Source organism: Serratia sp. CY81684, assembly GCF_052166595.1.
GTDB lineage: Bacteria > Pseudomonadota > Gammaproteobacteria > Enterobacterales > Enterobacteriaceae > Serratia > Serratia nematodiphila.
Genome location: NZ_JBJNOO010000003.1, coordinates 320,002 through 332,391, shown reverse-complemented (window position 1 = coordinate 332,391; position 12,390 = coordinate 320,002). Strand labels below are relative to the sequence as shown.

Here is a 12,390-nt window from a genome sequence, read left to right as displayed (position 1 = left end):
CGACTGCGATAACAAGGCGCCTGCGGGCGCCTTTTTTATTGGCCGGCATTCGGCGAAGGTTAAATGACACAAAGCAAAAAGCCGACCCTAAGGTCGGCTTTTTAAATGGTGGTGGAGCTAGACGGGATCGAACCGTCGACCTCTTGCATGCCATGCAAGCGCTCTCCCAGCTGAGCTATAGCCCCACAAAAGTGGTACGCTTTGACCGGCGTTACGGTGTCCTCAACCTTTCTGAGAAGAAGGTTGGTGGAGCTAGACGGGATCGAACCGTCGACCTCTTGCATGCCATGCAAGCGCTCTCCCAGCTGAGCTATAGCCCCGTTCCACAATCACTTTGTGCTGTGAACGGGGCGCATAATATGAAACCCGCTCAAAGCTGTCAACGGCTAAATTGAATTACTGAATCAAGCGTTGAAAAAGCCGCCAAATCAGCATCTTTGGCGCCAAAAAATCATCACTTTGCGCAGAGTTCATCCATTTTGCGCGCTACATCTCAAAATGGCGAAAGACCCTGCATATCACGTTGATTTTTAATTAACGGAATGTTAGCGAAATGCGCTTGAGTCGGACTCCCGAGCGGCATAGACTGCCCGCGCCATAAACTTCATTACTATAAACCGAGTCCGTCATGTCTTTGCATTCACCAAAAGAAATCGCCGCCCTCGCCGTTCAGGCCGGGGTAAACAAAAGCCGCGCCCCGCTCGCTAATCTGCTGATTCTGGGCTTTCTCGCCGGCGCCTTTATCGCCACCGGCTTCCTGCTGGATATTCACGTCATCGGCACCCTGCCGGCCGAATGGGGCTCTTTCGGCGCGCTGTTGGGCGCCGCGGTGTTCCCGATCGGCCTGATCCTGACCATTCTGGCCGGCGGCGAACTGCTGACCGGCAACATGATGACCTTGCCAATGGCCTGGTTCGCTCGTGAAATCCCCGCCATCGCCGTGCTGCGCAACTGGTTTTGGGTCACCCTGGCCAACCTGGCCGGCAGCGTGGCCGTCGCCTACTTTTTCGGCCACCTGCTGGGCCTGACCGAAGGCGCGTTTTTGCATAAGACGCTGGCGATCGCGCAGGCCAAAGTGGATGCGGACTTCCTGCACGCCTTCATCTCCGGCGTCGGCTGCAACTGGCTGGTGTGCCTGGCGGTGTGGTTAGCCTTCGCCAGCAAGGATGTGCCGGGCAAAGTGATCGGCATGTGGTTCCCGGTCATGGCTTTTGTCGCCATCGGCTTCCAGCACGTGGTGGCGAACATGTTCATCATTCCGGCGGCCATCTTCGCCGGCGGCATGGGCTGGGAGCAGTACCTGCCTAATTTCGTCGCGGTATTTCTCGGCAATGCGCTGGGCGGTGCCGGCTTTGTCGGGCTGATGTATTTCCTCGCCTATCGCCCCGGTTTGCCTGCCAGCGAACACGCCTGACAACCGCCATGAAAAAAGCCCCGGGATTGCTCCTCGGGGCTTTTTCTTTATGGCGTAGCAGCGAATCAGGCTTGCGCTTCGCGCTCGGCGATATAAGCCAGCGCCATGTCGATGCGCTGCAGCGAACGCTTCTGGCCGATCGCATGCACGGTCACGTCCATGCCCGGCGACTGGCCGGCGCCGGTCACCGCGACGCGCAGCGGCATGCCGACTTTGCCCATGCCGACACCCAGCTCATCCGCCGTGCCCTGAATGGCGTCATGCACGTTTTCCGGCGTCCAGACGGTGATGGCGGCCAGCTTGGCGCGTACCGCTTCCAGCGGCTGACGCGCAACCGGACGCAGGTGCTTCTTGGCGGCGTCGGCGTCGAACTCGCTGAAGTCTTCGTAGAAGTAACGGCAAGACTCCGCCATCTCTTTCAGCGTCTTGCAGCGCTCGCCCAGCAGCTTGACGATGTCCTTCAGTTCCGGCCCGTTGCGGGTTTCAATGCCCAGTTGCTCAACGTGCCATGCCAGATGCACCGCCACTTCTTCCGCCGGCATATGGTTGATGTAGTGATGGTTGAGCCACTGCAGCTTCTCGGTGTTGAAGGCGCTGGCGGATTTGTTGATCGCTTCCAGCGTGAAGAACTCTTTCATCTCGTCGATGGAGAAGATCTCCTGATCGCCGTGGGACCAGCCCAGACGCACCAGGTAGTTCAGCAGCGCCTGCGGCAAATAGCCGTCGTCGCGGTACTGCATCACGCCCACGGCGCCGTGACGTTTGGACAGTTTTTTACCGTCGTCGCCGAGGATCATCGACACGTGCGCGTATTCCGGCACCGGCGCGCCCAGCGCTTTGAGAATGTTGATCTGGCGCGGGGTGTTGTTGATGTGGTCTTCACCGCGGATCACATGGGTGATTTCCATGTCCCAGTCATCGACGACGACGCAGAAGTTATAGGTTGGCGAACCGTCGGTGCGGCGGATGATCAGATCGTCCAGCTCCTGGTTGCTGAATTCGATCGGGCCGCGAATTTTATCGTCGAAGATCACCGACCCTTCCTGCGGGTTGCGGAAGCGCACCACGTGCGGCTCGTCGTCGGTGTGGCTGCACTGGCTGTCGCGGCAGTGGCCGTCGTAACGCGGCTTTTCGCCATTTTCCATCTGCTTCTCGCGCAGCGCTTCCAGACGTTCCCTGGAGCAATAGCATTTATAGGCCGAACCCTGCTCCAGCATCTCATCGATGACCGCGTTGTAGCGATCGAAACGCTTGGTCTGGAAATACGGGCCTTCATCCCAATCCAGGTTCAACCAGTTCATGCCATCCATAATTGCGTCGATCGCGTCCTGGGTAGAACGTTCCAGATCGGTATCTTCGATACGCAGAACGAACTCACCGCCCGCATGGCGGCTGAACAACCAGGAATAAAGTGCGGTACGCGCGCCGCCGACGTGAAGATAGCCGGTCGGGCTCGGTGCAAAACGGGTTTTGATTTTCATTGGGTTCACTGCCTTATTACGCAATGCGTGTCGGCGGTTGCCGACGATTGCTCGGAATTGAAAAAAGAGTGGACGACATTGTATCACCACGCGCTAATTCCTCAACGCCGACACGATATTGCACCGGTCGATTTCGCGCGTTTTGCGGCGAGTTTCGCATAGCATCGCGCAAAGAATCGGCGCTGCTGGCGATTATTATCGCGCCCTGCCTAAATTTGCGGCGAACGATTGAAATCATTTTAAAAACCGTTGACTCACTTTGAACTATCCCTATAATGCGACTCCAACAAGACGGGGCGATTAGCTCAGTTGGTAGAGCATCTCCTTTACACGGAGGGGGTCGGCGGTTCGAGCCCGTCATCGCCCACCATCTTGTTGAGAAAAAATGAGAACGAATGAGGGTGATTAGCTCAGTTGGTAGAGCATCTCCTTTACACGGAGGGGGTCGGCGGTTCGAGCCCGTCATCACCCACCATCATTCTCTCATTTAGCAGTAACCTGGAAGTCCTGAAGTGGGTGATTAGCTCAGTTGGTAGAGCATCTCCTTTACACGGAGGGGGTCGGCGGTTCGAGCCCGTCATCACCCACCACTTCTGCGGGTCGTTAGCTCAGTTGGTAGAGCAGTTGACTTTTAATCAATTGGTCGCAGGTTCGAATCCTGCACGACCCACCAATTCAGAAAAAAGCGCCTTTTGGCGCTTTTTTCGTTTCTGCGCCACCCACCTGTGACTTCATCTTCTCGCAGGCATAGTTTACCGAGTCGTGCAGGATGAAGAACCGCAGAGGTTCGAGCATCGCGCAGCGATACGACAACGCGCAGCGTTGCCCGCAGGGTGAGGCCACAGGCCGAATCAATCCTGCACGACCCACCCATTCAGAAAAAAGCGCCTTTTGGCGCTTTTTTCGTTTCTGTCACTCAGTTTCCTCCGCTTCTTCTTTCTATTCTTTCCTTCACCACGCGCTGAGATACGAATGGTTATCATTTTGGCGGCTTGAATGGTAAATTAGCCGGCATCCACCACGCAGCCAATCCTCAACCGGATTGATACGCCTTAGTTCAAGGAAAGAAAGAGCCCGCTCATGACCCTATCCTTACGCCAGCTGTTCATTGCATTTATCGCCACTTCCAGCCTGTTGCTCAGCGGCTGCGGCCCGGACGACAAGAGCGACGGGCAGAAACCGTCCGCCCCCGCAGCCGACGGCAGTTGGCCGCGCACCATCGACAGCGTCAAAGGGAAATTCACGCTGGAAAAACCGCCGCAGCGCATCGTGTCCACCAGCGTCACCATCACCGGCACGCTGTTGGCTATAAACGCCCCGGTGGTCGCCAGCGCCGCCACCAGCCCAAATCCCCTGGTGGCCGATAAACAAGGTTTCTTTACCCAGTGGAGCGAGGTGGCCAAACAGCGCCACGTCGAGCGGCTGTACCAGGTGGAGCCCAATGCCGAAGCCGTCGCCGCCGCCGCGCCGGATTTGATCGTCGTCGCCGCGACCGGCGGTGATTCGGCTTTGAAACTGTATGACCAGCTGTCCGCCATTGCGCCGACGCTGGTGCTCGATTACGGCGACAAAAGCTGGCAACAGCTGGCCAGCGAGCTCGGCGAGATCACCGGTCACGAAGCCGGCGCCAAACAGGCGGAAGATCGTTTCGAGCAGCGCGTGGAGCAAGTGAAACAGGCGATCGCGCTGCCGCCGCAGCCCACCACTCCGCTGGTGTATGCCGACAACGGCCGCGAGGCCATGCTGTGGACGCCGGGTTCCGCCCAGGGCAAACTGCTGACCCAGCTCGGCTTCCAACTGGCCACCCCGCCGGAAAGCGCCAAAGGCAACACCAGCATGGGTAAACGCCATGACATCATCCAGATCTCCGGCGAAAAAATGGCCGAAGGTCTGAATGGCAAAACCCTGATCCTGTTCGCCACCAATGAGCGCAAAGTGCAAGAGGTGCTGACCAACCCGTTCCTCAAACATCTGGAGCCGGTGGAACAGCGGCACGTCTACGCCGTCGGCAACGACACCTTCCGCCTCGATTACTACAGCGCCACCAACATGCTGAATCAAATCGAACGGTTGTTCAAAAAGCCCTGAATCACGCCGTCGGCAGGTCAGCCCCCTGCCGACACTTTCCGCAAGCAGGGCGAACGTTCACATTCAATCAATTGAAATATCAATAGTTATTAACATCGTCAACGCACCTTTGCCACCAACCGGCGGGTGCATGCGGGCGTAAACTCGTGCTACTATTGCCCCCCGCATGAACGCAAATAACAATGAGAATAAAAATCATACAGGAGTTACCGGTGTGAACGTACCCACTCCGACTGAGCGGACGCTTTCGTCCGCACCGCACGCAGCTTACGCCAGTGGCTTCAAACGCATCGCCGGGTTCGGTATCGGTTTGGCGCTGTTGCTGCTGTGCATCATGGCCAGCCTGATGCTGGGTTCCAAAGCCATCCCCTTCCATACCGTCTGGCTCAGCCTGCAGGGCGCCGCGAGCGGTTCCGACAGCACCATCATTCTCAACGCCCGGGTACCCCGCACGCTGGCGGGCATCCTGGCCGGCATGGCGCTCGGCGCCGCCGGCGCGCTGATTCAGGCGCTGACGCGCAACCCGCTGGCCGATCCCGGCGTGCTCGGCATCAACGCCGGCGCCAGCTTCGCCGTGGTCATCGGCATCATGTTTTTCGGCGCCGCCACCACCGAAAGCTACATGGCCTACGCCTTTGCCGGCGCTGCCCTCACCACCCTGCTGGTCTACCTGATCGGCACGCTGGCGGGCGGGCGCATCAACCCGGTGCGGCTGACGCTGGCCGGCGTGGCGATCGGCGCGGTGCTGCTCGGCATCACCACCGGGCTGTCGCTGATCGATCCGCAAACCTTCGACCAACTGCGCTTCTGGCAGGCCGGCACGCTGGATATCCGCACGCTGTCCACGCTGCCGGTGACCGCCCCCGCCATTTTGCTCGGCTGCCTGCTGACGCTGCTCATCGCCCGGCCGCTGAATACCATCGGTATGGGGGAAGATCTGGCTATCGCACTCGGCGCGCGCGTGGTGCTGACTCAGGTAATCGCGGTGATCGCCATCACGCTGCTGTGCGGCGCGGCAACCGCCACCGTCGGCCCAATCAGTTTCATCGGCCTGATGGTGCCGCATATCGCCCGCTGGTGGGTCGGCCCCGACCAGCGCTGGATCCTGCCCTACTCCATGCTGCTGGCGCCGATTTTACTGCTGTGCGCCGACGTGGTCGGCCGCTTGCTGGCGGCCGGTGAACTGCGGGTTTCCATCGTGGCGGCCTTCATCGGCGCGCCGGTACTGATCTGTCTGGTGCGCCGCAAGAAAACGCTGGGGGGTCTGTGATGAGTCTGCCGCATACGCTGCATATCGGCCGCCCGGACGGCGTCATCAACGGGCGCCTGCCGCTGCGCCTGCTGTTGGTCAACCTTTCACTGTTGGCGCTGTGTCTGGCGATGGCCGTCGCCGCCCTGTGCTACGGCACGCTGCAACTTTCGCTGGAGCAGGTTTTTGCCGCGCTGACCGGCGAGGCGCCGAAAAACCTGGTGACCGTGGTCACCCAATGGCGCTTGCCGCGCATCGCCATGGCGCTGTTGTTAGGCGCCGCGCTCGGCATGAGCGGCGCCATTTTCCAGTCAATTATCCGCAACCCGCTCGGCAGCCCGGACGTGATCGGCTTTAACATGGGGGCTTACACCGGCGCGCTGATCGCCATCACCCTGTTCAACGGCGGCTACTATTACATCGCCGGCGGCGCGCTGGCCGGCGGCATTCTCGCCGCGCTGGCCATCTATCTGCTGGCCTGGCGGCAAGGCATCGCCGGCTTCCGGTTGATCATCGTCGGCATCGCCATCAGCGCGGTGCTGGTCTCCACCAACACCTGGCTGATCATCACCGCTTCGCTCGAGCGCGCCATGGACGCCGCCATGTGGCAGGCCGGTTCGCTCAACGGCATGACCTGGCAAAAAGCCCAGCCCGCCACGGCGTTCATCGTGCTGGCGGCCGCGGCCGCGCTGCTGATGGGCAAACGGCTGCAGCTGCTGGAAATGGGCGATGACACGGCGCGCGCGCTGGGCGTTAACGCCGAAGGCAGCCGGCTGTGGCTGATGCTGTTCGGCGTTACCCTCACCGCCGCCGTCACCGCCACCGCTGGGCCGATTTCCTTTATCGCGCTGGCGGCGCCGCAGATCGCCCGTCGCCTCGCCGGCCAATCCTCGGTCACCCTGACCTCCTCGGCGCTGATGGGCGCGGCGTTGCTGCTCGGCGCCGACGTGGTGTCCCAACATCTTTTCGCGCCGATCCAACTGCCGGTCGGGGTTGTGACCGTCTGCATCGGCGGCCTGTACCTGATTTGGCTGCTCATCCGAGAGGCCCGCAGATAATGAAGAGTGATAATGCCATGAGCCACCGCCTGCACGCCTCGCACCTGAAGCTGGGCTACGACAATAAAACCATCGCTGACGATCTGAGCGTGGCGATCCCCGACGGCGCCTTCACGGTGATTGTCGGGCCGAACGCCTGCGGCAAATCGACGCTGTTGCGCGCCCTGTGCCGCCTGCTGAAACCCAGCGCCGGCGAGGTGATGCTGGACGGCAAGAACATCAGCAGCTTCGCCACCAAGGCGCTGGCGCGCGAGCTTGGGCTGCTGCCGCAAACTTCGATCGCGCCGGACAGCATCACCGTGGCGGACCTGGTGTCGCGCGGCCGCTATCCGCACCAAAGCCTGCTGAAACAGTGGACGCAGGCCGACAAACAGGCGGTGGAAGCCGCCATGGCGGCCACCAACGTCAGCCAGCTGGCGGATCGCAGCGTCGACGAGCTGTCCGGCGGGCAGCGTCAGCGCGTCTGGGTGGCGATGGCGCTGGCGCAGCAAACCCCGCTGCTGCTGCTGGATGAGCCGACCACCTATCTGGACATCGCGCACCAGATCGAGCTGCTGGATCTGTTCCGCCAGCTCAACCGCGAGCGCGGTCAAACCCTGATCGCGGTGCTGCACGATCTCAACCACGCCTGCCGCTATGCCGACCACATCATCGCCATGCGCGACGGCAAGATCGTGGCGGAAGGGAAACCGGCGGAGATCATCACCGCCGAACTGGTGGAGCGGGTGTTCGGCATGCCGTGCATGATCATCGACGATCCGCTGTCCCACACGCCGCTGGTGATCCCGCGCGGCCGCTACCACTGCGACGCGCCGCAGGCATGAAAAAGGCCGGGTTAACCCGGCCTCTTGGTTATTTCTCCAGCGACACCTGTTTGAAGATGTGTTTGCCGAACGGGTCTATCTCGTAGCCTTTCACTTCCTTGCGCACCGGTTCGAAGATGGTCGAGTGCGCGATCATCAGCGCCGGCATCTGATCGTGCATCACCACCTGCGCCTGCTGATACATCGCCACCCGTTTGGCGTGATCGTTCTCCTCGCGCGCCTGCAGGATCAGCTGGTCGAACGGTTTGTAGCACCATTTCGCCGAGTTGGAGCCGCCGAGCGAAGCGCAGGTGAACAGCGGGCCGAAGAAGTTGTCCGGATCGCCGTTGGCGGTGGTCCAGCCCATCAGCGCGGTCTGGTGCTCGCCGTTTTTAATCCGCTGCAAATACTCGCCCCACTCGAAGGTGACGATTTTGGCCCGCACGCCGATCTTGGCCCAGTCGGCCTGGATCATCTCCGCCATGCGCTTGGCGTTGGGGTTATAGGGCCGCTGCACCGGCATCGCCCACAGATCGATATCGAACCCCTGCCCCAGCCCGGCCTCCTGCAGCAGCTGCTTCGCCCGTTCCGGCGAATACGGATAATCTTCAAGCTGCGCGTTGCTGCCCCATTGGGTCGGCGGCAGCAGATTCTTGGCCGGCTGGCCGGCACCGTGGAACACCGCGTCGATGATCGCCGGCTTGTTGACAGCCAGCGCCAACGCCTGGCGCACCTTGACGTTATCCAACGGCTTCTTCTGGGTGTTGAACGCCAGGAAGCCGATATTCAGGCCGGATTTTTCCATCACCTGCAGGTTGCCGTCCTGCCGCATGCGCGCCAAATCCGCCGGGTTGGGGAACGGCATCACCTGGCACTCGTTCTTTTGCAGTTTAGCGTAACGCACCGTCGCATCCGGCGTGATCGAGAACACCAGCCGATCGATCTTCGGTTTGCCTTCCCAGTAGCGGTCGAACGCCTTGTAGAGGATTTTTGCGTCCTTCTGGTACTGCACCAGTTGGAACGGCCCGGTGCCGATCGGATCGTTGTCCACCCGCTGCGGCGTGCCGGCCTTCAGCATCGCATCGGCATATTCCGCCGATAAAATGGTGGCAAAATACATGCCAAGATCGGCAACGAACGGCGCCTCGGCGCGGGAGAGCTCAAAGCGCACGGTGTGGTCATCCACCTTGACGATCCGGTCAATCAGCGTGCCGAACTCCATCGACTCGAAGTTGGTGTAGGCACCGTTGGAGACCTTGTGATACGGGTTGTTGGCGTCCTTCTGGCGCATAAACGAGAAGATGACGTCATCGGCGTTGAAATCGCGGGTGGGGGTAAAATATTTATTGCTCTGGAATGCCACGCCCTTGCGCAGGTGGAAGGTATAGCGCTTGCCGTCTTCGCTGACCTCCCAGCTTTCCGCCAGGCTGGGTTGCAGCTCGACGGTACCGGGTTTGAAATCCACCAGCCGGTTGTAGATCGCCGCCGAGCTGGCATCCACCGTGGTGCCGGAGGTGAACAGCTGCGGGTTGAAGCCTTCCGGCGAGCCTTCAGAACAGTAGACCAGCGTATTGGCCCGCGCGCCGCCGGCAATCGCCAACGCCAGCAGCCCGATCGTTATTGCTTTTCTTTTCATTGCGCTATCCCCAGTGGTGAAAAAACAGCCCAACGGATAGCAATAAATCATGCAGTTAGCGATGTAAAGGACAAATTCCGCGCATAAAAACGGGCAGGCGCGCAAGCCGCCTGCCCTGGTGAAACCACGCGATGATGAAATTAAATCATCTGGCTGAAGTTCATCTGCGCCATCAGCTTATAGTTGTCGGCGTAGTCGACCGGAATGGCCACCACCACCGGCCCCTGGATCGCCATCGCCTTGCGCAGCATCGGCCGCAGATCGTCCACCGACTGCACGGCGAAACCGACCGCGCCGCAGGATTCCGCATAGGCCTTGAAGTCAATCGGCCCAAACTCCACGCCGGATTTGCGCTGGTATTTGTTCACTTCCTGCATCTCCACCATGTTGTAGGCGTTGTCGACCCAGATCACGTGCACGATGTTGTTTTTCAGCCGCACCGCGGTCTCCAGCTCCATGCTCGACTGCATGAAGCCGCCATCGCCGGAGATCGATACTACCTTGTCGCCGGGGCGCACCAATGCCGCGCCGATGGCCCACGGCAACGCTACCCCCATGGTTTGCTGGCCGTTGGAGATCAACAGCTGGCGGGCGCGGAAGCTGTAAAGATAACGGGCGATCCAGATGTGGAAGCTGCCCATGTCCACGCACAGCGTCACGTCGTCGCTGACGATGTCCTGCAGCTCCTTGACGATGCGCAGCGGGTGGATCGGCATGCCGCCGCGCCGCGCGGCGCGTTCCGCCAGTTCAGTGCGCTGGCGGCCGAGATCGGTGAGGATCAGCTCCACCTCCGGCGGCACGCAGACCGCCTCATTGAACGTTTCGGTCATCATGTTCAGCGTGGCGCTGATGTTGCCCACCAGTTCGACGTCCGGCCGATAGCAGGTGTCGATATCCGCCGGCAGCACGTCGATGTGCACCAGTTTCAGCCGCCCATGACTGTTCCACATGCAGGGATCGTATTCGATCGGATCATAGCCGACGCTCACCACCAGATCGGCCTTCTGCAACAGCTGATCGGCCGGCTGATTGTTAAACAGGCCAACGCGGCCGGCGAAACGGGCGAAGTGGTTGACGTCGATCACCCCCGCCGCCTGATAGGTGCCGACCACCGGCATGTGGGTGCGGTACAGCAGATGGCGCACCGCCTCGCTGTTCTCCGGCCGGCTGGCCTGCAAACCGAGCAGCAATACCGGGCATTTGGCCTGGCGGATCAGCTTCACCGCCGCCTGGATGTCGTCCGCCGCCGCGGCCCCCATGCGCGGCAAGCGACAGCCGGCCAGCACCGGCGCGCTGACCGGTTCATTGACGATATCCATCGGCAGGCTGACGAACGAGGCTCCCGGCCGGCCAAACTCGGCGCGGCGGAAGGCGTTGGCGATCACCTCGGAAATCGCCGAGCCGGCGTGCACTTCGGCGCAATACTTGGTCACCGGCCGGAACATGCTGACGGTATCCATGCTCTGGTGTGTCTGCTTCAGGCTATCGGCGCGCTTCACCGCCCCGCCAAAGGCCACTACCGCGTCCCCCTCCGAGGTGGCGGTGGCCAGTCCGGTGATCAGGTTGGAGCTGCCCGGCCCGGAGGTGACCAGCGCCACCCCGGCCTTGCCGGTCAGGCGGCCGACCGCCGCCGCCATAAAGGCCGCGTTGGCCTCATGCCGCACCACCACCGTTTCAATCGATGGCGCGTCCTCCAGCGAGTCGAACACCCGGTCGATCTTGGCGCCCGGAATGCCGAAAACGTGTTTGACGCCCTGTGCTTCCAGATTTTTCACCACCAAATCGGCGCCGCATTGCCAGTCATTGCCTGTTTTTTCCTGTGCCATGGTTCCACCTCCTAAGAAAACGATCGCCGGGGTTAGCCCTCGGCGGAACGAATCGCGCGATCCAAATCCTCTGGGCAGAGGTTGGCGCGCAAGAAATCCGCATCATGCGGCAACTGAAGATTGAGACGGGTGATGACGCCGAACTGCAGGCGGCCGTGATCGAGCTGGTAATCCAGCACGTGGCCGCCGCCGCTGCGGTCGTCGGTAACGAAATGTTCGTGATAGCCGGCCACGCCGATGCCCTGCATGTAATCCGGCGAGCGGAATCCAACCAGCGTGCCGCGCCGTTGATGAAACGAGAAGGTCGGCTGCTCTTCTATCGCTTCCAGCATCGGGCGATAGGGCCGTTCCTGACGCGGCACGGTGCGGGTTTCCACGTGGCTGAACTCACCGTCGACCCGCACCGCGCAAAACAGGTTCGGCGAGGCGACCTGTTCATCGATGCATTGGTGCAGCTGCGCCTTGGTGATCGGCCGGTCGAACTGCTGGCTGATACTGGGCTGGAAAAAGGTGACGACGGCGAAAGGGGTTTTCTGTTGCAAACCGGCTGGGCGGGCGCTGCCGTCGGCGCGCAGCTGGTGTATTTCCTGGTCGAAAGCGATCAGTTCGCCATCCAGGTGATTGAAGGTGCCGAGGCCGAAATCACCGTGTTTGAGCAACTCGGCAATGGTGGTTTCACCCTCGTAGACCCCGTCGATGAGCGCGCTCATCAGCGAGATTTGATAGATTTCGCCCTCCCCGGCGTTGATCGACTGCCTGGCAAAACCCTGCGCCAAATGGCGCGCACAGGAACACCCGTGTTTTTCGTTCATGACTCACTCCTCCACCAGCGCGG

At 60.9% G+C, this 12,390-nt stretch carries 9 protein-coding genes, 6 tRNA genes and 1 other RNA gene; 10 read left to right on the top strand and 6 right to left on the bottom strand.

Annotated features, from left to right (window positions below; genetic code table 11):
- Positions 1–109 precede the first annotated feature (109 nt).
- A tRNA-Ala gene (locus ACJ8QF_RS09420) sits at positions 110–185 on the bottom strand.
- A 59-nt stretch (positions 186–244) separates the two neighbouring features.
- A tRNA-Ala gene (locus ACJ8QF_RS09415) sits at positions 245–320 on the bottom strand.
- A 308-nt stretch (positions 321–628) separates the two neighbouring features.
- Between ACJ8QF_RS09415 and ACJ8QF_RS09410 the strand changes: the two genes are divergently transcribed.
- Positions 629–1,414, top strand: a complete 786-nt coding sequence (locus ACJ8QF_RS09410; RefSeq protein WP_049189264.1) for a formate/nitrite transporter family protein — start codon at positions 629–631, stop codon at positions 1,412–1,414.
- A 65-nt stretch (positions 1,415–1,479) separates the two neighbouring features.
- Here ACJ8QF_RS09410 and gltX read toward each other — a convergent pair whose 3' ends face one another.
- Positions 1,480–2,895, bottom strand: a complete 1,416-nt coding sequence (gene gltX / locus ACJ8QF_RS09405) for a glutamate--tRNA ligase (RefSeq protein ID WP_280631337.1) — start codon at positions 2,893–2,895, stop codon at positions 1,480–1,482.
- A 294-nt stretch (positions 2,896–3,189) separates the two neighbouring features.
- Here gltX and ACJ8QF_RS09400 point away from each other — a divergent pair.
- The 9 genes from ACJ8QF_RS09400 to ACJ8QF_RS09360 all read left to right on the top strand — a co-directional run bounded on the left by ACJ8QF_RS09400 (position 3,190) and on the right by ACJ8QF_RS09360 (position 8,114).
- Positions 3,190–3,265 (top strand) — tRNA-Val (locus ACJ8QF_RS09400).
- Between the two features lie 29 nt (positions 3,266–3,294).
- A tRNA-Val gene (locus ACJ8QF_RS09395) sits at positions 3,295–3,370 on the top strand.
- A gap of 39 nt (positions 3,371–3,409) precedes the next feature.
- Positions 3,410–3,485: transfer RNA gene (locus ACJ8QF_RS09390), tRNA-Val, on the top strand.
- A 7-nt stretch (positions 3,486–3,492) separates the two neighbouring features.
- A tRNA-Lys gene (locus tag ACJ8QF_RS09385) sits at positions 3,493–3,568 on the top strand.
- Between the two features lie 75 nt (positions 3,569–3,643).
- Positions 3,644–3,767, top strand: a non-coding RNA gene (locus ACJ8QF_RS09380) — RtT sRNA.
- Positions 3,768–3,975: 208 nt separating this feature from the next.
- Positions 3,976–4,983: a Fe2+-enterobactin ABC transporter substrate-binding protein gene (gene fepB, locus ACJ8QF_RS09375; protein ID WP_280631336.1), complete on the top strand. Its 1,008-nt coding sequence runs from the start codon at positions 3,976–3,978 to the stop codon at positions 4,981–4,983.
- Positions 4,984–5,197: 214 nt separating this feature from the next.
- Complete coding sequence (gene fepD / locus ACJ8QF_RS09370; protein ID WP_280631335.1) at positions 5,198–6,253, top strand: Fe(3+)-siderophore ABC transporter permease; 1,056 nt, start codon at positions 5,198–5,200, stop codon at positions 6,251–6,253.
- Positions 6,253–7,290, top strand: coding sequence for an iron-enterobactin ABC transporter permease (fepG, locus tag ACJ8QF_RS09365; protein ID WP_004936405.1), 1,038 nt, complete (start codon positions 6,253–6,255; stop codon positions 7,288–7,290). Before fepD ends, fepG begins: the two co-directional genes overlap by 1 nt.
- Positions 7,291–7,307: 17 nt before the next feature.
- On the top strand, positions 7,308–8,114 hold the full coding sequence (locus tag ACJ8QF_RS09360; RefSeq protein WP_442518398.1) for an ABC transporter ATP-binding protein: 807 nt from the start codon (positions 7,308–7,310) through the stop codon (positions 8,112–8,114).
- 28 nt (positions 8,115–8,142) lie between these two features.
- Here ACJ8QF_RS09360 and ACJ8QF_RS09355 read toward each other — a convergent pair whose 3' ends face one another.
- The 3 genes from ACJ8QF_RS09355 to budA all read right to left on the bottom strand — a co-directional run bounded on the left by ACJ8QF_RS09355 (position 8,143) and on the right by budA (position 12,367).
- Positions 8,143–9,729, bottom strand: a complete 1,587-nt coding sequence (locus ACJ8QF_RS09355; protein WP_004936411.1) for an ABC transporter substrate-binding protein — start codon at positions 9,727–9,729, stop codon at positions 8,143–8,145.
- Between the two features lie 140 nt (positions 9,730–9,869).
- Positions 9,870–11,555 (bottom strand): acetolactate synthase AlsS, encoded by a 1,686-nt coding sequence (gene alsS, locus ACJ8QF_RS09350; RefSeq protein WP_004936413.1) that lies wholly within the window; start codon positions 11,553–11,555, stop codon positions 9,870–9,872.
- A gap of 32 nt (positions 11,556–11,587) precedes the next feature.
- Complete coding sequence (budA, locus tag ACJ8QF_RS09345) at positions 11,588–12,367, bottom strand: acetolactate decarboxylase (protein WP_004936416.1); 780 nt, start codon at positions 12,365–12,367, stop codon at positions 11,588–11,590.
- Positions 12,368–12,390: the final 23 nt, after the last annotated feature.

Excerpts from the sequence above, each read along its gene's own strand:
- ACJ8QF_RS09410 (WP_049189264.1), top strand. The coding sequence starts at position 629 with ATGTCTTTGCATTCACCAAAAGAAATCGCCGCCCTCGCCGTTCAGGCC.
- gltX (WP_280631337.1), bottom strand. The coding sequence starts at position 2,895 with ATGAAAATCAAAACCCGTTTTGCACCGAGCCCGACCGGCTATCTTCAC.
- fepB (WP_280631336.1), top strand. The coding sequence starts at position 3,976 with ATGACCCTATCCTTACGCCAGCTGTTCATTGCATTTATCGCCACTTCC.
- fepG (WP_004936405.1), top strand. The coding sequence starts at position 6,253 with ATGAGTCTGCCGCATACGCTGCATATCGGCCGCCCGGACGGCGTCATC.
- ACJ8QF_RS09360 (WP_442518398.1), top strand. The coding sequence starts at position 7,308 with ATGAGCCACCGCCTGCACGCCTCGCACCTGAAGCTGGGCTACGACAAT.
- ACJ8QF_RS09355 (WP_004936411.1), bottom strand. The coding sequence starts at position 9,729 with ATGAAAAGAAAAGCAATAACGATCGGGCTGCTGGCGTTGGCGATTGCC.
- alsS (WP_004936413.1), bottom strand. The coding sequence starts at position 11,555 with ATGGCACAGGAAAAAACAGGCAATGACTGGCAATGCGGCGCCGATTTG.
- budA (WP_004936416.1), bottom strand. The coding sequence starts at position 12,367 with ATGAACGAAAAACACGGGTGTTCCTGTGCGCGCCATTTGGCGCAGGGT.